The 17,413-nt window shown below is 56.8% G+C and carries 18 protein-coding genes and 1 other RNA gene; 6 read left to right on the forward strand and 13 right to left on the reverse strand.

Going from position 1 to position 17,413, the window contains the following annotated elements; all coding sequences use genetic code 11:
• Window positions 1-51: 51 nt before the first annotated feature.
• Together AC4OVS_RS17130 and yczE are read right to left on the reverse strand one after the other, a co-directional pair.
• Window positions 52-1,122, reverse strand: coding sequence for a LacI family DNA-binding transcriptional regulator (locus AC4OVS_RS17130; protein WP_063163460.1), 1,071 nt, complete (start codon window positions 1,120-1,122; stop codon window positions 52-54).
• A 75-nt stretch (window positions 1,123-1,197) separates the two neighbouring features.
• Window positions 1,198-1,809, reverse strand: coding sequence for a membrane protein YczE (gene yczE / locus AC4OVS_RS17135; protein WP_022647263.1), 612 nt, complete (start codon window positions 1,807-1,809; stop codon window positions 1,198-1,200).
• Window positions 1,810-1,893: 84 nt separating this feature from the next.
• Between yczE and yczR the strand changes: the two genes are divergently transcribed.
• Window positions 1,894-3,315: a MocR-like transcription factor YczR gene (gene yczR / locus AC4OVS_RS17140; RefSeq protein ID WP_045622302.1), complete on the forward strand. Its 1,422-nt coding sequence runs from the start codon at window positions 1,894-1,896 to the stop codon at window positions 3,313-3,315.
• 70 nt (window positions 3,316-3,385) lie between these two features.
• Here the strand turns inward: yczR and AC4OVS_RS17145 are convergent, their stop codons facing one another.
• The 3 genes from AC4OVS_RS17145 to ffs all read right to left on the reverse strand — a co-directional run bounded on the left by AC4OVS_RS17145 (window position 3,386) and on the right by ffs (window position 4,193).
• On the reverse strand, window positions 3,386-3,601 hold the full coding sequence (locus AC4OVS_RS17145; protein WP_006809861.1) for a hypothetical protein: 216 nt from the start codon (window positions 3,599-3,601) through the stop codon (window positions 3,386-3,388).
• The gene (locus tag AC4OVS_RS17150; protein WP_022647261.1) at window positions 3,598-3,849 is read right to left on the reverse strand and encodes a hypothetical protein; all 252 of its coding nucleotides are present in this window, start codon (window positions 3,847-3,849) and stop codon (window positions 3,598-3,600) included. The genes AC4OVS_RS17145 and AC4OVS_RS17150 overlap by 4 nt, the downstream gene beginning before the upstream one ends.
• Window positions 3,850-4,096: 247 nt before the next feature.
• An RNA gene (ffs, locus tag AC4OVS_RS17155) (signal recognition particle sRNA small type) lies at window positions 4,097-4,193 on the reverse strand.
• 170 nt (window positions 4,194-4,363) lie between these two features.
• Here ffs and AC4OVS_RS17160 point away from each other — a divergent pair.
• Window positions 4,364-4,675 (forward strand): MGMT family protein, encoded by a 312-nt coding sequence (locus AC4OVS_RS17160; protein ID WP_022647260.1) that lies wholly within the window; start codon window positions 4,364-4,366, stop codon window positions 4,673-4,675.
• A gap of 37 nt (window positions 4,676-4,712) precedes the next feature.
• On the opposite strand, the gene AC4OVS_RS17165 is transcribed toward AC4OVS_RS17160, so the two are convergent.
• On the reverse strand, window positions 4,713-5,240 hold the full coding sequence (locus AC4OVS_RS17165; RefSeq protein WP_022647259.1) for a YbaY family lipoprotein: 528 nt from the start codon (window positions 5,238-5,240) through the stop codon (window positions 4,713-4,715).
• A gap of 203 nt (window positions 5,241-5,443) precedes the next feature.
• Here AC4OVS_RS17165 and tesB point away from each other — a divergent pair, with 203 nt between their 5' ends.
• Entirely contained in the window at window positions 5,444-6,304 is an 861-nt protein-coding gene (gene tesB, locus AC4OVS_RS17170) for an acyl-CoA thioesterase II (RefSeq protein ID WP_022647258.1), read from the forward strand.
• Between the two features lie 93 nt (window positions 6,305-6,397).
• On the opposite strand, the gene amtB is transcribed toward tesB, so the two are convergent.
• From amtB to AC4OVS_RS17195, 5 genes are all read right to left on the reverse strand, one after another.
• Window positions 6,398-7,684 carry an ammonium transporter AmtB gene (gene amtB, locus AC4OVS_RS17175; RefSeq protein ID WP_022647257.1) on the reverse strand — a complete coding sequence of 429 codons (1,287 nt, stop codon included), beginning with the start codon at window positions 7,682-7,684 and terminating at the stop codon, window positions 6,398-6,400.
• Window positions 7,685-7,719: 35 nt separating this feature from the next.
• The gene (gene glnK / locus AC4OVS_RS17180; RefSeq protein WP_006809867.1) at window positions 7,720-8,058 is read right to left on the reverse strand and encodes a P-II family nitrogen regulator; all 339 of its coding nucleotides are present in this window, start codon (window positions 8,056-8,058) and stop codon (window positions 7,720-7,722) included.
• A gap of 211 nt (window positions 8,059-8,269) precedes the next feature.
• A complete protein-coding gene (locus AC4OVS_RS17185) occupies window positions 8,270-10,051 on the reverse strand; it encodes a SmdB family multidrug efflux ABC transporter permease/ATP-binding protein (protein WP_023299457.1) in 1,782 nt (593 codons plus the stop codon).
• Window positions 10,044-11,798: a SmdA family multidrug ABC transporter permease/ATP-binding protein gene (locus AC4OVS_RS17190; RefSeq protein WP_045307882.1), complete on the reverse strand. Its 1,755-nt coding sequence runs from the start codon at window positions 11,796-11,798 to the stop codon at window positions 10,044-10,046. Before AC4OVS_RS17190 ends, AC4OVS_RS17185 begins: the two co-directional genes overlap by 8 nt.
• A gap of 30 nt (window positions 11,799-11,828) precedes the next feature.
• On the reverse strand, window positions 11,829-12,287 hold the full coding sequence (locus AC4OVS_RS17195) for an Lrp/AsnC family transcriptional regulator (RefSeq protein WP_022647254.1): 459 nt from the start codon (window positions 12,285-12,287) through the stop codon (window positions 11,829-11,831).
• A gap of 115 nt (window positions 12,288-12,402) precedes the next feature.
• On the opposite strand from AC4OVS_RS17195, the gene AC4OVS_RS17200 reads away from it, so the two are divergent.
• Window positions 12,403-13,449, forward strand: coding sequence for a PLP-dependent cysteine synthase family protein (locus tag AC4OVS_RS17200; RefSeq protein ID WP_023299455.1), 1,047 nt, complete (start codon window positions 12,403-12,405; stop codon window positions 13,447-13,449).
• A gap of 41 nt (window positions 13,450-13,490) precedes the next feature.
• On the opposite strand, the gene cof is transcribed toward AC4OVS_RS17200, so the two are convergent.
• Entirely contained in the window at window positions 13,491-14,309 is an 819-nt protein-coding gene (gene cof, locus AC4OVS_RS17205; protein ID WP_023299454.1) for an HMP-PP phosphatase, read from the reverse strand.
• A 101-nt stretch (window positions 14,310-14,410) separates the two neighbouring features.
• Between cof and AC4OVS_RS17210 the strand changes: the two genes are divergently transcribed.
• Both AC4OVS_RS17210 and queC read left to right on the forward strand, forming a co-directional pair.
• Complete coding sequence (locus AC4OVS_RS17210; protein ID WP_199159589.1) at window positions 14,411-16,111, forward strand: SgrR family transcriptional regulator; 1,701 nt, start codon at window positions 14,411-14,413, stop codon at window positions 16,109-16,111.
• Window positions 16,112-16,177: 66 nt separating this feature from the next.
• Window positions 16,178-16,873, forward strand: coding sequence for a 7-cyano-7-deazaguanine synthase QueC (gene queC, locus AC4OVS_RS17215; protein WP_022647250.1), 696 nt, complete (start codon window positions 16,178-16,180; stop codon window positions 16,871-16,873).
• A 62-nt stretch (window positions 16,874-16,935) separates the two neighbouring features.
• On the opposite strand, the gene AC4OVS_RS17220 is transcribed toward queC, so the two are convergent.
• A complete protein-coding gene (locus tag AC4OVS_RS17220) occupies window positions 16,936-17,334 on the reverse strand; it encodes a YbgC/FadM family acyl-CoA thioesterase (protein WP_017694410.1) in 399 nt (132 codons plus the stop codon).
• Window positions 17,335-17,413: the final 79 nt, after the last annotated feature.

Here is a 17,413-nt window from a genome sequence, read left to right on the forward strand (position 1 = left end):
GGTGGCGGTAAAGACTTTGATCGTCACCAGGCGAGCACGATCACAAAAGCGCTAGCTGCGCGCCAGTTTCTCCGCCAGCAGCGCCAGCGTTCTTAGCTGTTGCGCCAGCTCTTCACGATCGGCCTGTTGTACGGCGCGCGGCGCGGTGGAATGACGAACGATCAACGTAACGGGAAGTTGTTGTTGCCAGGGTTCGGCGTGACGGGCAGTTGCCAGGAGCCACTCCACGCTGCGTTCACCGGCCTCGCGGAACGCCTGCCGAACGGTGGTCAGCGGAGGGGAAAACCACGCGCTGTCAGCCGTATCATCAAACCCGACAACCGAGATCTGCCCCGGTACCGCAACGCCTTTTTCCGCACAGGCGCGTAAAACGCCAAGCGCCATCTGATCGTTCGCCACAAGGATCGCCTCCGGCAGCTGCGCGCCCGCCAGGAGCTGATGCCCTTTCTCGTAGCCTGAAGCCGCGCTCCAGTCGCCCTGCGCCACCGCATACGCCTCCACGCCAGCCTGAGCCAGCGTAGTTTTCCATCCCGCCAGGCGAGCCCGGGCAGAGACAGAACTTTCCGGCCCGGCGAGCAGCGCAATTCGCCGGTGCCCCAGCGAAAGCAGATGCTCCGCCCCCAGGCCAGCGCCCTGTTCAGCATTGAAAACGAGGCTGTTAACCCGAGCTGTGGGGGAAACATCAAGAAAAAGAACCGGGGTCGGCGAGGCCATTTCCTGAAGCATTTCTGCCTGAGCATCTTCCAGCGGAACGTTCACCAGCAGCGCCTCCACGCGCTGCGCCAGTAACTCCTGCAAAGCAGCCTGACACTGCGCGGGCTGCTCCACCATAGAGATGAGCACGCCAGCCCCCTGCTCCACTGCCCGGGATTTTACAGCTGAGGCGATTTGCGACGGCGCATGCAGCGCCAGATCGCTGGTCATCAGCCCCAGCGTGCGGGTGCGTTTTCCGGCCAGCTGCTGTGCGCCACGGTTAGGTACATAGTGTAGCGCCGCCATGGCCTGTCGGACCTTTTCCCGCGTACGGGCAGAAACGTGTTCCGCGTCGTTAATCACCCGGGAAACGGTCTGATAAGAAACGCCCGCTACGCGGGCAACGTCATAAAGAGTGATCGCTTTCATAGATTCTGGCGTCGTAAAAGGTAGTCACTATTCTGACACAGTTACGCCATTATAGCCTGTGAGCGCTTCGCAAAATTAAGCAATCCGCTCCGGCTGCGCGGCTTTCTGCATGCGCGGTCTCTGGCGAAACCACGGCAAACAAAGCTGGATCAGCGGGCCGATGGTTAACGCATACAGCACGGTTCCGACGCCAAACGCTCCCCCGAGGAGATAGCCGACGATCAACACGGTCACCTCGATTGCGGTACGCACGCTGCGGATCGACCAGCCCAGCCGGGCGTGTATGCCGGTCATCAGACCGTCGCGCGGGCCTGCGCCAAAACCCGCGCCGATATACATTCCGGTGGCAAGGGCGTTAACCACAATGCCGGAAACCAGCAGGGTGATGCGCACGGGCAGCGAGGTGAGTTCCGGGATCAATGCCATTGACGCATCTGCCGCCAGGCCAATACAAATCACGTTACTGACCGTACCCAGCCCCGGAAGCTGACGCAGCGGGATCCATAGCAGCAGCACCGCAGCCCCGGTTAAAATCATCACCGTGCCGATGCTCATTCCGGCCTGGATGGCGACGCCAAGGTGAAAAACATTCCAGGGATCAACACCCAGATCCGAACGAATAAACATCGCGGTTGAAAGTCCGTAAAGGGCTAAACCGACATAAAGTTGTACCAGACGACGCACCATTTTCTCTTCTCCGAAGAACCAGCTTCCATCTTCGCTGAAAATGGCACTATGATTAATGTCCAGTTTTCAAATAGTGGACTGCACATGTCATCACGTCGTTTTGGAAGCCAGTCTCTGGTTCGCCTGTTAGGGCACTGGCAACAAACCTCTTCCCGCACCCCGCGGTGGCGCCAGCTGGCTGACGCGTTACGCCTGTTAATTCTGGATGGCAGGCTGGCGCTAAACACGCGCCTGCCCGGAGAGCGGGAACTGGCCGCCGCACTGGACGTCAGCCGCACCACCATCAGCAGCGCGCTGGCGCATCTGCGTGAAGAGGGTTTTCTGGAGAGCCGTCACGGCAGCGGTTCCCGGGCGATCCTGCCAGACAGCCGGGCCGTGCCCACGCTTTCCACTGCCAGCGCGGCGCTGGATCTCTCAACCGCCGCGCTCAACGCAGGGCCAGAGATCCATCAGGCCTACACCCACGCGCTGACGACCATTACGCCGAATCTGGCGCTGACCGGGTACGATCAGCTTGGGCTTCCAGCGCTGCGTGAAGCTATCGCCGCCCGCTACACCGCACGCGGTCTGCCCACCCGGGCAGACGAAGTGATGGTGGTGAACGGTGCCGTCAGCGGCTTCGCCCTAATCTTAAGAATGATGACCGGGCCCGGGGATCGCGTGGTGGTGGATCATCCCACCTACCCGCTGGCGATAGCCGCGATTCAGGGGGCGCAATGTCGGCCCGTGGGCGTCTCGCTGCCAGAAACGGGCTGGGATACCGATGGTTTTGCCGCAACGCTTGCCCAGACAGCCCCGCGTCTGGCCTATCTAATGCCGGATTTTCATAATCCGACCGGGCGCTGCATGGATGCCGCGACGCGTCAGAGCATAACCGACATCGCCGCGCAAACCCGCACCACGCTGGTGGTGGATGAAACCATGGTCGATCTCTGGTTCGATGCTCCCCCGCCGCCGCCGCTGGCCGCCTTTAACCCGGAGGCCGCGGTGATTACGCTGGGTTCCGCAGGCAAAAGCTTCTGGGGTGGGCTTCGTCTCGGCTGGATCCGCGCCTCGTCCCGCACTATCGCCACGCTCGCACAGACGCGCGACACGCTGGATCTGGGCTCTCCGGTGCTGGAACAGCTGGCCACGCTGTGGCTTATCGAAAACAGTGAAACCTTCCTGCCTGCCCGGCGGGAAATGCTGGCAGAACGGCGTGACCGCTGCGGCCAGATGTTACGGGAGCATTTCCCCGAATGGCGGTTTCAGGAAGCGGAGGGAGGACTTTCATACTGGATTGAACTACCCGGCATGCTGGCGACTCAACTGGCGGCACGTGCGGAAACGACAGGCATCATTATGGGCACCGGCACGCGCTTTGGGCTTTCAGGCGCGTTTGACCGCTACCTGCGTATGCCCTTCTCACTCAATTCGCCAGAACTTGAAGAGGCATTACTGCGTATCAAACCGCTGTGGCTTGCCTTAAATAAAAGTACACCGCCAGTAAAACGGAGCCTGGTGTAAATTATTCGCCAGAAACAATAAAAACAGCTGACTGTAACGCATGCAGTCAGCTGTTTTCATGAAGAACAACTTAATGTTGAGGAGGAATCGGGAAGCCTTTCAGCGAAATAATGAAATTTTCACCTTCTTTCTTTATTTTCGCACCGGTATCACACCAGTCAGACGCAATTCGAAAGAACTCATCGCTTCCGACATTCCAGCCAAGACGAACATGTTTCACATAGCCCGAACGTAACAGATTGCAGGCCTCGTTGTAATCGCTGGCAGTCGATAGTTGTTGTTTCATTTTCTCTTCTTCAGAAGTTTACGTAGTGCTTTGATTTCTTTAGGAGTAAATGGATTTACGCTCTCTTCTTCCGTATGCTGATTATCAACATCCTCTTCCGATACTCCCGCCTCTTCTACTGCTTCAAATGCCAGCAGCAGCAGTTTCTCTGTGGTCACGCTTAAATTCTCATTATTGTCTTCCGCATAGTGGCGGAGTCTTTCTTTTAGCGCTTCATCAATTTTAACGTTTAAAACCGCAGTTACCATGATTGTCACATCCTTTCGGAACACGTGTTTAATTTAATACACGAAGATAAGTTTGTTATCCAGATATATATTTTTTTGCTTATGACAACAAAAAGACGCCCGATAATAAAATGACAGTCTATTATTACAGGTTTATGACATTATTATTTCAGTTCAATGAAGGAGATATTGCACGAACAAAATAGGCACATAATTGAGAAGGTTTATATAGGGGGAAACTTCAGAGAAGAACACAAATGGGTGGGGGCCCTGCCAGCTACATCCCGGCACCCACGTCGTCTGCCCTGGCTGCTTCCTTCCGGACCTGACCTGGTGAACAGAGTAGCGTTGCGGGAGAACCAACAGAGCCCCCATTGAGAGCGTTGATAACCAACGCGCTGGCGCATTATCCCTGTGGAGCACCTCAATTGCAAGCCGCTGGCAACTGGATGCTGGATTATTGCGCAAACTGACCCGACAATCTTCTTTATCTTCGTATAACATTACCCTTCGCTGAATTCCCGCTGGAGAAACAATGGACGAACACGACTCTTTCCCACAGCGAGTGTGGCAAATCGTGGCCTCGATTCCGGAAGGCTGTGTTACGACCTATGGGGAAGTCGCCCGACTGGCGGGCTCTCCGCGCGCAGCGCGTCAGGTTGGCGGCGTGCTAAGAAGGCTTCCGGAGGGAAGTACGTTACCATGGCACCGGGTCGTTAATCGCCATGGTGCCATTTCCCTCACCGGGCCAGACTTGCAGCGCCAGCGTCAGGCATTACTCTCAGAAGGGGTGCAGGTGTCCGGGACGGGACAGATAGATATGCAGAAGTATCGCTGGGAATACTGACGCCCTCTCCCGTCAAGATGAAGAGGGCGAAAGAAAGTTACAACTGTGTTGGCGGTGTAGGCAAGGTCGGCTGATTGGTCTGCGTTGCCACAGGCACTTCAGTCTGCTGCACCGGGACCAGGGTCAGGTCGATTTTGGTGCCCCCTTTGTTGACCGCTTCCTGCACGGTATCGGTGATAAAGACCAGCTTATCGTTGATCGTTACCGCCGCGCTCAGGAGGATACGCGCGTTAGGCTGAACGTCAGACGGGTTGTACGGCAGCACAAAGCTGAACGGCGCCTGTTTACCCTCTGTACGAACTGCACGCTGTGCAAGGACTTTAGACGGTGCATCCGCCAGAGACGCATCGGATAACGTGACCGTTAAAACCGCGTCCGGCGGCAGAGCGACTTTCTGTTTGATCCAGATGGTACCGGACACGTTAGGCTGTCGAATAGCTTGCTGTGAAAGGGTGTTAATCCCGTTTGGGGTCGCCGTTGGCACCGCTACATCGGCACTCTTATCCGCACAGGCGGACAACGCCACCGCCATTGCAACACCGCTTAACATAGGCACGAGTTTCATTGAAGTCTCCTTATCATCAATGCACCGGCGGGATCGATCCCATCCGATGTCGTTTTATTCACATAACGTAAACAAGTGTGGCACAAATCACGGATTTATGCCTAATTTTGCCCAGGTATTAAGATAATTCTACCCATCGGACCACTATCGTTTCTGCGTTATACTCAGCGTATCTTTCGCCACGGCGTTTATTGAGGACCACTATGAGTCAGGCACTGAACAATCTGCTGACATTGCTGAACCTGGAAAAAATAGAAGAAGGGCTTTTTCGCGGACAGAGCGAAGATTTAGGCTTACGCCAGGTTTTTGGGGGCCAGGTCGTGGGGCAAGCGCTATATGCCGCTAAGGAGACCGTTCCGGCAGACCGTCTGGTGCACTCATTCCACAGCTACTTTTTACGCCCCGGTGACAGCGCTAAACCGATTGTGTACGACGTGGAAGTTCTGCGTGACGGCCAAAGCTTCAGCGCTCGCCGTGTGGCGGCCATCCAGCATGGGAAACCCATCTTCTACATGACCGCCTCCTTCCAGGCGCCAGAGCCGGGCTATGAGCATCAAAAACAGATGCCGTCTGCCCCATCGCCGGACGATCTGAAATCGGAAACCGAAATTGCCCGCGCACTCGCACATCTGCTGCCGCCGCAGGTAAAAGAGAAGTTTCTGTGCGATAAACCGCTGGAGATCCGCCCGGTCGAATTTCATAACCCAATGAAGGGGCATACTGCTGAGCCCACCCGCCAGGTGTGGATCCGCGCCAACGGCAGCGTACCGGCAGACTTGCGCGTGCATCAGTATCTGCTGGGTTATGCGTCGGATTTCAACTTCCTGCCGGTTGCGCTACAGCCGCACGGCGTGGGATTCCTGGAAAAAGGGATGCAGGTCGCCACGATTGACCATTCCATGTGGTTCCATCGTCCTTTCGATATGAACGAGTGGCTGCTTTACAGCGTAGAAAGTACCTCTGCGTCCAGCGCACGCGGTTTTGTTCGCGGGGAGTTTTACACCCAGGATGGTGTGCTGGTGGCTTCTACCGTGCAGGAAGGTGTGATGCGTAATCGCGGGTGAGGTAAAAAGCCCGGTCGCTACGCTTACCGGGCCTGCAAATTTCACTTTTTCAGGCCGGGTAAGGCGAAGCCACCACCCGGCAAGGCACTCAAATTATGCGTTGTACGCATTCTCGCCGTGGCTGTTGACGTCCAGACCTTCGCGCTCCTGCTCTTCCGGTACGCGCAGCCCCACGGTCATATCGGCCAGCTTGTAGCCGATAAAAGCTACAACTCCCGACCAGACAACCGTAATCGCGATACTTTCAAGCTGGACCAGCACCTGATGCATCATGGTCACGCCTTCAGCATAACCTACGCCGCCCAAAGATTGTGCAGCAAAGATTCCGGTCATGATACAGCCGATAATGCCGCACACACCGTGTACGCCGAATACATCACACGGATCGTCAACGCGCAGAATACGTTTCAGTGCGGTAACGCCCCACAGCCCCGCCAGACCCGCGACGATACCGATCAGCAATGCGCCGCCCACGCCCACGTAACCGCATGCTGGCGTAATACCTACCAGACCGGCAATCGCCCCAGAACAGGCACCCAGCAGGGATGGCTTGCCGCGAACGGCCCACTCGCCAAATACCCATGAGAGGATGGCCCCGGCAGTTGCCACCACGGTATTCACGAAGGCCAGCGCGGCGATTTCGTTAGCGGCGCTGGCTGAACCTGCGTTGAAGCCGAACCAGCCAAAGTAGAGGATGGCGGTGCCGGTAAAGACCATCGGCAGGTTGTGCGGCTTAAATGCTTCTTTCCCGAAGCCCACGCGCTTACCAATCAGGTATGCGCCTACCAGACCTGCTACGGCGGCGTTGATGTGAACAACGGTACCGCCCGCAAAGTCCAGAGCGCCATGGGAAGCCAACAGACCACCGCCCCAGACCATATGCGCAATCGGGACATAGGAGAGCGTCAGCCAGACCACCACGAAAATCAGTACCGCAGAGAAGCGGATACGCTCAGCCAGCGCGCCCACAATCAGCCCCACGGTGATGCACGCGAATGAGCCCTGGAACGCGACATGAATATACTGATAGAAGCTGCCCATTACCGCGGTCAGTTCGATATTTTTCAGCATCGCCCAGTTAACGTTGCCGAAGAAGGCGTTGCCCTCCCCGAAGGCCAGCGAGTAACCGTAAACCACCCACAGCACGCACACCAGCGCGAACGTGACGGCAACCTGCGTCAGCATGGAGAGTACGTTCTTGCCGCGGATCAGGCCGCCGTAAAACAGCGCGATCCCCGGAATCGTCATGAACAGCACCAGCGCGGTGCAAATCATCATAAAGGCGTTATCGGCTTTGTCTGCCACAGCAGGTGCAGCCATTGCCAGGCCCGGCAGCAGTGCCAGCGAACCCAGACCTGTTTTCATTGTTGCTTTCATCATTTTCTCGATCCCTATCACTGTGTGCCAGGAGTTACTTACAACGCCGCTTCGTCAGATTCGCCGGTACGGATGCGAATGACGCGCTGTAGTTCGGCAACGAAAATTTTGCCGTCGCCAATTTTTCCGGTGTAGGCCGCTTTGCTGACGACATCAATCACCTCATCAAGCTGATCGTCGGCAATCGCCACATCAATCTTCACTTTTGGCAGGAAGTTAACGCTGTATTCCGCCCCGCGATAAAGCTCGGCATGACCTTTCTGACGCCCAAAGCCTTTCACTTCGGTGACAGTCAGTCCCTGAATACCCATGGAAGACAGCGCTTCACGCACGTCTTCGAGTTTGAATGGTTTGATTACCACCGTAACCAGCTTCATATATCCCCTCCAGTCAGAATTCGGTAATGGCCGCAGCTAACACGAGAGGTATATTGCAAAGGGTGTGCCAGAAGTGAAATGTGAGGAGGAAAGCGCCGCGGCGCGCATGCGCCGCGAAGGGGTGAAAAAAAACGCACCATGGCAGTGCAGGGTGCGTTTCAGTTTTGCACCAACGGTTAAGACTGTTAGCGCATTGCCTTGTTATGGTGCATCAGGCGCTGAGCGACTCCTCCTCGCGCACGCTGGCGGCCAGCTCGTCGCCTGCCAGCTGCAACTGATACATCTGCCAGTAGCGTCCTTTCGCCTCGAGCAGCGCTTTGTGCGTACCCCGTTCAACGGCCTGGCCACGGTGCAGCACCAGAATGGTATCGGCATCGACGATCGTTGAGAGGCGGTGAGCGATCACCACCAGCGTAGTGCGATCCCGCACGGCAGCCAGCGCCAGCTGGATCGCCTGTTCGGTACCGGAGTCGATGCTTGCGGTCGCTTCATCCAGAATCAACACCTGCGGCGTCTCAATCAGCACGCGCGCCAGCGCCAGGAGCTGCTTTTGCCCGACAGAGAGGTTATTGCCTTGCTCGCCCAGCCGGGTATTGATCCCCTCGCTTAACCCGCGCGCCAGATCTGCCAGCTGCACCGTTTCCAGCACCTCCCATACCTGCTCAGGCGTGAAAGATCGTCCCAGCGTCACGTTGGCATAAAAGGTATCCGCCAGCACTACCGGATCCTGCTGCACCATCGCGACGCCTTTACGCAACGCGTTGTGGCTAAGCGCGGAAAGAGGCCGTCCATCCAGACGGATCTCCCCCTGCGTCAACGGATAGTAGCCCATCAGCAAACTGGCGAGCGTGCTTTTGCCGCTGCCGGTATGCCCAACCAGGGCGACAAAACCGCGCGACGGTACCTCGAGGTTGATATCCTGCAAGACAAGCTGATCGTCGCGGTAGGCAAACGAGACATGATCAAACGCTATGGATCCACTTTCCAGCGGACGTTCATCATCGCCATAGGTCTGACGCGGCCTGTCCATCAGCTCAAACACACGCTCACCCGCGACTACCGCCTGTTGCAGCATCGATTGCTGCGTAGTGAGTTCAATCAGCGGTTCGTTAAGACGGCCAAGGTAACTGATAAACGCGTACAGCACTCCCACCTCAATGGTTCCGCGCGTCGTCAGGCCAAACAGCATCAACATCCCGCACAGCACCAGCGCAGAGAAGAGGCTCAGCAGCGGGCGTAACAGGAAGCCGTCCAGACGTAACGTCTGCATCCGCGCCATATAGTGCGAGCGGCTGGCTTCTCCCATTCGCTCGCCAAAACGCGCCTGCTGGCGAAACTGCTGGATAACGCTCATGCCGTTGATCACTTCGTTGAAGCCATCATTGATATCTGCAAGGTAAGCGCGCACGCGACGAACAATCGGCGTGCTGTAGCGCTGGTAAATTACCATCACAATCAGCACCGCCGGGAAAATAGCGATCGCCACCAGCGCCATCCGCCAGTCCAGACTGAACATCGCCACCAGCATCGCGCCAATCAATGCGGCACTGCGCAGAACCGTTGCGACAACGGTCACATAAAGGTCGCGGATCACCTCGGTGTCATTGGTGACGCGCGAAATAACCTGCCCGACCGGCTGGGTATCAAACTCGCTCAGCGGCTGACGCAGCGCGGCATCCATCACATCCGTGCGTAGCTGCTGGACCACGCCCACGGCGGCCCGGTTAAACAGCAGCGACTGCGCATAGTGCAGCCCCGCCGCCGTCAGCTGTAGCCCGACATACGCCACACCCAGCCCCGCCACCAGCCCCAGCGGCAGATAGCTTTTCGCCACCATGTTATCGATAAAATAGCTGATAAGCAGCGGACCGGTCACCTCCGCAATCGCGGCGATCCACAGTAACAGCACGGCGATGGAAAGCGGTTTGCGCCACGGTGAGCCATAGGCGAGCAGCCGTTTTAACGTCGGCCACATCTGTCCAAACTTACGCATCGGTGACCTCCTCATCCAGCGCAGCTTCAAGCTGTTGATAGCGGTACATATCCCGATACCAGCCGGCCTGCCCGGCAAGCTGCTCATGCTGACCACGCTGAGCAATATGCCCGTGCTGAAGCACCAGAATTTCACTGGCTTCGGTAAGGGCCGACAGACGGTGCGCGCTGATGATGACCGTGCGCCCCTCCCCCCACTGGCGAAGGTTATGCAGAATTTGATGCTCGGTACGCCCGTCAACCGCGGACAGCGCATCATCCAGAATCAGGATCTCAGCGTCCAGCAGCAGCGCGCGGGCAATAGAGATACGCTGTTTTTGTCCACCGGAGAGCATAACGCCCCGCTCACCCACTTCTGTGTCGTAGCCCTGCGGCAGGCGCAGAATATCCTCATGGACGCTGGCTAAGCGCGCCACATGCTCGATCTGGTCCTGTGTCGCCGTCGGGCACCCGAGCGCGATATTGTTGGCTATGGTGTCTGAAAACAAAAACGGCGTCTGGCTGACGACCGCCAGGCGGCTGCGCCAGTCATCCAGCAGCAGACGTGGCAGGGGGACGTCATGGAAACGGATATCGCCTTCGCTCACGTCAAAATGGCGCTGAATCAGTGACAGAATGGTGCTTTTACCGGAGCCCGTCGGGCCGCAGATGCCCAGCATCTGACCAGGACGCAGCGTGAAACTGACGTTTTCAAGCACCGGATGTTCCGTTTGCGGGTAGATAAAGACGCGGATATCAGCCTTCAGAACACCCGGACCTTCCGGTACCGGCTCGCTGCCATCGTTCACTACCGGCACTTCCGCCAGCATGGCGCGGATACGGCTGTAGGCGGCGCTCCCACGTTCAACGATGTTAAACATCCAGGCCAGCGCCAGCATCGGCCAAATCATCAGCCCGAGGTACATCGCAAAGCTGGTTAACTGCCCGAGGGTCATGGTGCCTCGCACCACCATCCAGCTGCCGCCGCCCACCGCCAGCAGGTTCGCCATGCCAATCGCAATATAGATTGTCGGATCAAAGCGGGCGTCTATACGCGCCACGCGCATGTTTTTCGCACCGGTATCGGCGGCGTCGGCCGCAAACAGCGCGGACTGCCTGTCTTCCAGACCAAACGCTTTGATCATGCGGATGCTGGTCATGCTCTCCTGGGTGCGATCGTTTAACGACGAGAACGCCGCCTGCGCCAGCTTAAAGCGTTCATGGAGCTGCTCGCCGTAGCGGTTAATCGCCAGCGCCATCAGCGGCATCGGCAGCAGCGCCAGCAGCGTGAGCTCCCAGCTAATTTGCGTAGACATCACAATCAGTACCGCACAGCCCATCACCAGGGAATCCACCAGCGTTAACACCCCTTCACCGGCGGCAAACACCACACGGTCCACATCGTTTGTGGCGCGGGCGATGAGATCCCCGGTACGATGACGCAGATAAAACTCAGGGTGCTGGCGGCTCAGCTGGCGGTAAAAGTCCTCGCGCAGCTCAACGGCAAGCTGATAGGACGCGCCGAACAGCAGCACGCGCCAGACATAACGCAGCAGGTAAACCACCACGGCCGTCAACACCAGCGTACCGACCCACATCATCACCCGTGCGGCGGTGTAATGTTGTTCCGTAACACCATCCACGACGTATCCCACCACTTTAGGCGGGATCAGTTGCAAAATGGCAATGATAATAAGCAGGGCCACCGCGCCGAGGTAGCGTTGCCACTCCCGACGAAAGTACCAGCTTAATTGGGCAAATAATCGCACGCGGTCTTTTCCTGAAGATATTTTATGAATTTATTCAATGGGTAACGCTGTGGTGTATTTAATCTGTTCCATGGCGAAACTGGAGGTGACATCGGACAAGCCCGGTACGCTATTGACCAGCCGCTTGTAAAAATCATCGTAGCGCTTCATGTCTGCCACCTGAACGCGCATCAGATAGTCGTATTCCCCCGCCATGCGCCAGAAGCCGAGCACCTCGGGCATGTCGGAAACCTGGGTGACGAAGCGGCTGTACCATTCGCTGCTGTGATGCTGCGTTTTTATCAGGACGAAGGCGGTCAGTCCAAGCCCCAGTTTTTCGGGGTCCAGCAGCGCCACACGTCCCAGCAGAATGCCATCGTCTTCCAGCTTCTTGAGGCGCTTCCAGCACGGTGTGGTGGTCAGATTAACGGCATCTGCCAGCGCCTGCAAAGAGAGGGTGCAGTCGCTTTGCAGCAAAGAAAGCAGCTTGCGGTCAATTTTATCTAGCATATCCACCTCCCAGAGAAAATTATTCTCCTTACATTCTATTTTAAAGGCCAGATAGCAACAATTTTTTCTGTGCTTTTCGCTATGCTGGGCACAAAATGACAAACGGATAACTACGATGAATAGCACCTGGGTTAAACATGCCATCAGCGAAATAAATGCCGACTATCAGCGCTCGGCAGATACCCATTTGATCCGCCTGCCTTTGCCTGGATTTCCCGGCATCCAGCTTTACCTGAAGGATGAAAGTACCCATCCTACCGGCAGCCTGAAGCATCGCCTGGCGCGTTCACTCTTTTTATACGGTTTATGTAACGGCTGGATTAAAGAAGGCACCACGATTATTGAATCGTCGTCCGGATCAACTGCCGTCTCAGAGGCCTACTTTGCCCGCCTGCTGGGTCTGCCGTTTATCGCTGTGATGCCCTCCTGCACGGCGAAACGTAAAGTTGAACAGATCGAATTTTACGGCGGACGCTGCCACTTTGTGGAAAGCGCCTGCGAAATCTATGCGGCCTCCGAAATGCTGGCCCGCGAACTAAATGGTCACTATATGGACCAGTTCACCTTCGCCGAGCGCGCCACCGACTGGCGCGGCAATAATAACATTGCGGACAGCATTTTCCGCCAGATGACCCACGAGCCACATCCCGTCCCCTCATACATTGTCATGAGCGCGGGCACGGGCGGAACCTCCGCCACCATCGGACGTTATATCCGCTGTCAGGGTTATGATACGCAGCTGATGGTGGTTGACCCTCAGAACTCGGTGTTCCTTGATTACTGGCAATCTCGCGATGCCAGCCTGCGCAGCCCTGTGGGGAGCAAGATCGAAGGAATTGGTCGCCCGCGCGTCGAACCCTCGTTCATTCCGGACGTTGTGGATGAGATGCTCCGCGTGCCGGACGCCGCCAGCGTCGCGACGGCGCACTGGCTGGAGACACAGCTTGGCCGTAAGGTCGGAGCCTCTACCGGCACCAATATGTGGGGGGCGCTACAACTGGCCGCGAGAATGCGTGAAGAAGGCCTAAGCGGCTCTGTCGTCACGCTGCTGTGCGACAGCGGGGAACGCTACCTGGACACCTATTACAACGCAGAATGGGTACAGGCCAATATTGGCGATGTTGAACCGTGGAAAGCGCAGATTTTGCATCTGGTGAAATAAAAAAAAGCCAGGCTTTAGCCTGGCTTGCTGGAAGGATCTCGCTATTCGGGGGAATATGGGAGGTTATTTTTGTCCAGCCAATGCGTCAAAAAATGGGACACCGCTTCGTTACGACAGTGTCCGATAACCGGTAAATGCGGGAGCGCGGCGATAAGTTGCGGCATCGCGTTCCCCATAATCAGACCACGGCCTACGCTGCTCAGCATCTCGTGGTCGTTCATGGCGTCACCAAAGGCCATACAGTCCTGCATCGTCAGCCCCAGACGATCGCTCAGCACCGCCAGCGCAGATCCTTTGTTACAGCCCACCGGCAGCACTTCAAGACAGTCCACCGCCGAGAAGGTCAGGTGCGCCCGGTCACCCAGCGCCTCGTTAAGCTGAATACGCAGGCGGCAGAGATCGTCGTGATCGCCGCAGAAGCAGATCTTGGTTACCTTGTGGGCCGGAATGCGGCGCAAATCGATGAGCTGATATTTAAAGCCACTGTAAACGTGAGCGTGCAGCAAGGCCGGGATCTCACGCCCGGTAAACCAGCCTTCATCGTTAAAAACATGCACGCTGGCCTGCGTATCCCAGGTGCTGTGCAGGACGATGTCCGCCACTTCCGGATCCAGATCCTGACGGTGCAGCACATCGCCCTCGACGGAGTGAATGCGCGTCCCGTTGCCGGTGATCAGGAACGCATCGAGGGCAAATGTTCCCAGCAGATGGCGCATCTCCAGCACATGACGACCAGTGGCAAACGTCAGGGTGACTTCACGCTCGCGCAGGCGCTTAAGTGTGTTCAGGGTTTTCTCCCCTAAACGGTGATCCGGCATTAACAGCGTGCCGTCCATATCAAATGCAGCGAGCCGAGCCATAATTACTCCCGAAATGTGATGCGGTTAACTTGTGCATCAGTATTACGTGAGATATACGGAAGTAATAGTGAATAGATGATAATTATTGTTCCGGGTTTTTCATGCGCCAGCTTAACCGTCTTAACCAGTATCAGCGTCTGTGGCACCCCTCCGCCGGCGCAACGCAGCAGGTGACCATCAGTGAACTTGCCAGCCGCTGCTTTTGCAGCGAGCGACATGTACGCACCCTGCTGCGCCAGGCGCAGGAGGCGGGCTGGCTAAGCTGGCACGCCCGCTCCGGACGAGGAAAGCGTGGGGAATTACGCTTTCACGTCACCCCGGATTCGTTGCGTAATACGATGATGGAAGAGGCCCTGAAAAGTGGACAGCAGCACAACGCGCTGGAGCTGGCCCAGCTCGCGCCTGAAGATTTGCGAACGCTGCTGCATCCGTTTATGGGCGGGCAATGGCAGAACGATACGCCGACGCTGCGTATTCCTTACTATCGTTCGCTGGAGCCGCTTCAGCCGGGGTTTCTCCCTGGCCGGGCGGAGCAGCATCTGGCGGGACAGGTATTCTCTGGTTTGACGCGTTTTAATGGTAACAGCAGTGAACCCACGGGCGATCTGGCGCATCACTGGGAAGTCTCTGATGACGGCCTGCGTTGGCATTTCTACATACGCTCCACCCTGCACTGGCATAACGGCGATAAAATAGAGACGGCACAGCTCAGGCAAAGCCTGACGGCGCTGCTATCGCAGCCCGGCATGGACACGCTTTTCCGCAGCGTCTTACGTATCGAAACCACGCATCCGCAAAGCCTGACGTTTATTCTGCATCAACCTGACTATTGGCTGGCGCACAGGCTGGCAACCTACTGTAGCCGTCTGGCGCATCCTGATTACCCCGTGGTGGGCAGCGGTCCCTTTCGGCTGAGCGTTTTTGAGCCTGAACTGGTGCGTCTGGAAAGCCACGAGCAGTATCATCTTGGCCATCCGTTGCTTAAGGCTATCGAGTACTGGATCACGCCCCAGCTTTTTGACTACAGTCTGGGCACCAGCTGTCGCCACCCGGTGCAAATCGCCATTGGCGAGGCCGACGAGCTGGCCAGCCTGCGGCTGGTGAGTAACAGCACCAGTCTGGGCTTCTGCTACCTCACGCTGAAACAAAGTCCGCGTCTGAGCGAACTTCAGGCAAAGCGGCTGATTAATATCATTCATCTCTCAACGCTGCTTCACACGCTTCCCCTGAACGAAGGGCTCATCACTCCTACCGAAGAACTGCTTCCCGGCTGGGCGATCCCCCAGTGGACTGATTTAACCGACGTTGTGCTGCCAGAAGCATTGACGCTCGTCTACCACCTGCCGGTTGAGCTTCACACCATGGCCAGCCAGTTAAAAGCATACCTTGCGCGGCAAGGCTGTGAACTGACCGTCATCTTTCACGACGCCAAGACGTGGGACGGTTGCCAGCAGCTTGCCGATGCAGACATCATGATGGGAGACAGACTGATTGGCGAAGCGCCAGCGTACACCCTTGAGCAATGGCTCCGCTGCGATGCGCTCTGGCCGCATCTGCTGAGCGCACCGGCATACGCCCATTTGCAGGCCACGCTGGATGCGGTGCAGACGCAGGCCGACGAACGTGACCGACACGCAGGACTTCAGGCTATCTTCAGCCGATTAATGGAGACAGCCGTCCTGACACCGCTCTTTAACTACCAGTATCAAATCAGCGCGCCTCCGGGGGTCAACGGCATACGCCTTAACACTCGCGGCTGGTTTGACTTCACCGAAGCCTGGCTTCCTCCACCAAACGCGTGAAGAAGCTGGTCGCCGCTTTAGCCAGGCGTTAACATGACGCTTTTACCGTAACTGTCGAGATGATCTATGAAACGTGCCGTCGTCGTGTTCAGCGGAGGACAAGATTCCACAACCTGCCTGATTCAGGCACTTCACCAGTATGATGAAGTGCACTGCGTCACTTTTGATTATGGTCAGCGTCATCGCGCTGAAATCGATGTCGCTCGTGAACTGGCCCTCAAACTGGGCGCCCGCGCTCATAAAGTGCTGGACGTGACGCTGTTAAATGAACTGGCCGTCAGCAGCCTCACTCGCGACAGCATTCCGGTGCCTGATTACGAACCGGATGCCAGCGGCATTCCGAATACCTTCGTACCTGGGCGTAATATTCTCTTCCTGACCCTGACGGCAATCTATGCCTACCAGGTGAAAGCCGAAGCGGTGATCACGGGCGTGTGTGAGACCGACTTCTCTGGCTACCCGGACTGTCGGGATGAATTCGTGAAAGCACTCAATCACGCCGTCGATCTGGGTATGGCAAAAGAGACCCGCTTCGAAACGCCGCTGATGTGGCTGGATAAAGCCGAAACCTGGGCGCTGGCCGACTACTGGGGCAAGCTGGATATCGTTCGCAACGAGACCCTGACCTGCTACAACGGCATTAAAGGGGACGGCTGCGGGCAGTGTGCCGCCTGTAACCTGCGCGCGAACGGTCTGAATCATTATCTTGCGGATAAAGCGGGCGTGATGGCCGCGATGCAGAAAAAGACCGGTCTGAAATAAGGGCTAACTGTCCGCGCTGTCGTACAACAGGAGTCGACAGCGCGGGCATTCCTGAATATTACTTATGCGATCATCAGCTCCAGCTTTTCGCGCAACTCCCCTTCCAGCGGCAACGCTTTCTGGGTTTTGAGATCGATACAGACAAAGGTGATCAGCGCATCGGCCACCACCTGCCCTTCTGGCTCAAGCGTGACGACCTGGCTCAATACACCACTTTTGCCATTCAGTTGTTGGACCTCACTGGTCACGGTGAGCACATCCCCCAGCACAGCCGGGCGGCGGTAGTTAATGTTGATGTTGACGACCACAAACGCGATGTTGTGTGCGGTCAGCCACTGGAAGCTTTCGCTGTTCTCCAGGCCATCCCAGCGCGCCTCTTCAAGAAATTCAAGGTAGCGGGCGTTATTGACGTGCTGGTAAACATCGAGGTGATAACCACGGACTTTGATTTGTGTCTGCATAGCGCAATAGCCTTTCGTTGTTATAGGTTCAGAGGTCATAACTGGTATGACCTCTTTATCCTGGCAAATTTTTGCCGCA

The organism is Enterobacter sp. 4974935, from assembly GCF_058661735.1.

What these genes read in the sequence shown, in the direction of transcription:
- AC4OVS_RS17130 (WP_063163460.1), bottom strand. Translation starts at nt 1,122, where the DNA reads ATGAAAGCGATCACTCTTTATGACGTTGCCCGCGTAGCGGGCGTTTCT.
- yczE (WP_022647263.1), bottom strand. Translation starts at nt 1,809, where the DNA reads ATGGTGCGTCGTCTGGTACAACTTTATGTCGGTTTAGCCCTTTACGGA.
- yczR (WP_045622302.1), top strand. Translation starts at nt 1,894, where the DNA reads ATGTCATCACGTCGTTTTGGAAGCCAGTCTCTGGTTCGCCTGTTAGGG.
- AC4OVS_RS17145 (WP_006809861.1), bottom strand. Translation starts at nt 3,601, where the DNA reads ATGAAACAACAACTATCGACTGCCAGCGATTACAACGAGGCCTGCAAT.
- AC4OVS_RS17150 (WP_022647261.1), bottom strand. Translation starts at nt 3,849, where the DNA reads ATGGTAACTGCGGTTTTAAACGTTAAAATTGATGAAGCGCTAAAAGAA.
- AC4OVS_RS17160 (WP_022647260.1), top strand. Translation starts at nt 4,364, where the DNA reads ATGGACGAACACGACTCTTTCCCACAGCGAGTGTGGCAAATCGTGGCC.
- AC4OVS_RS17165 (WP_022647259.1), bottom strand. Translation starts at nt 5,240, where the DNA reads ATGAAACTCGTGCCTATGTTAAGCGGTGTTGCAATGGCGGTGGCGTTG.
- tesB (WP_022647258.1), top strand. Translation starts at nt 5,444, where the DNA reads ATGAGTCAGGCACTGAACAATCTGCTGACATTGCTGAACCTGGAAAAA.
- amtB (WP_022647257.1), bottom strand. Translation starts at nt 7,684, where the DNA reads ATGATGAAAGCAACAATGAAAACAGGTCTGGGTTCGCTGGCACTGCTG.
- glnK (WP_006809867.1), bottom strand. Translation starts at nt 8,058, where the DNA reads ATGAAGCTGGTTACGGTGGTAATCAAACCATTCAAACTCGAAGACGTG.
- AC4OVS_RS17185 (WP_023299457.1), bottom strand. Translation starts at nt 10,051, where the DNA reads ATGCGTAAGTTTGGACAGATGTGGCCGACGTTAAAACGGCTGCTCGCC.
- AC4OVS_RS17195 (WP_022647254.1), bottom strand. Translation starts at nt 12,287, where the DNA reads ATGCTAGATAAAATTGACCGCAAGCTGCTTTCTTTGCTGCAAAGCGAC.
- AC4OVS_RS17200 (WP_023299455.1), top strand. Translation starts at nt 12,403, where the DNA reads ATGAATAGCACCTGGGTTAAACATGCCATCAGCGAAATAAATGCCGAC.
- cof (WP_023299454.1), bottom strand. Translation starts at nt 14,309, where the DNA reads ATGGCTCGGCTCGCTGCATTTGATATGGACGGCACGCTGTTAATGCCG.
- AC4OVS_RS17210 (WP_199159589.1), top strand. Translation starts at nt 14,411, where the DNA reads ATGCGCCAGCTTAACCGTCTTAACCAGTATCAGCGTCTGTGGCACCCC.
- queC (WP_022647250.1), top strand. Translation starts at nt 16,178, where the DNA reads ATGAAACGTGCCGTCGTCGTGTTCAGCGGAGGACAAGATTCCACAACC.
- AC4OVS_RS17220 (WP_017694410.1), bottom strand. Translation starts at nt 17,334, where the DNA reads ATGCAGACACAAATCAAAGTCCGTGGTTATCACCTCGATGTTTACCAG.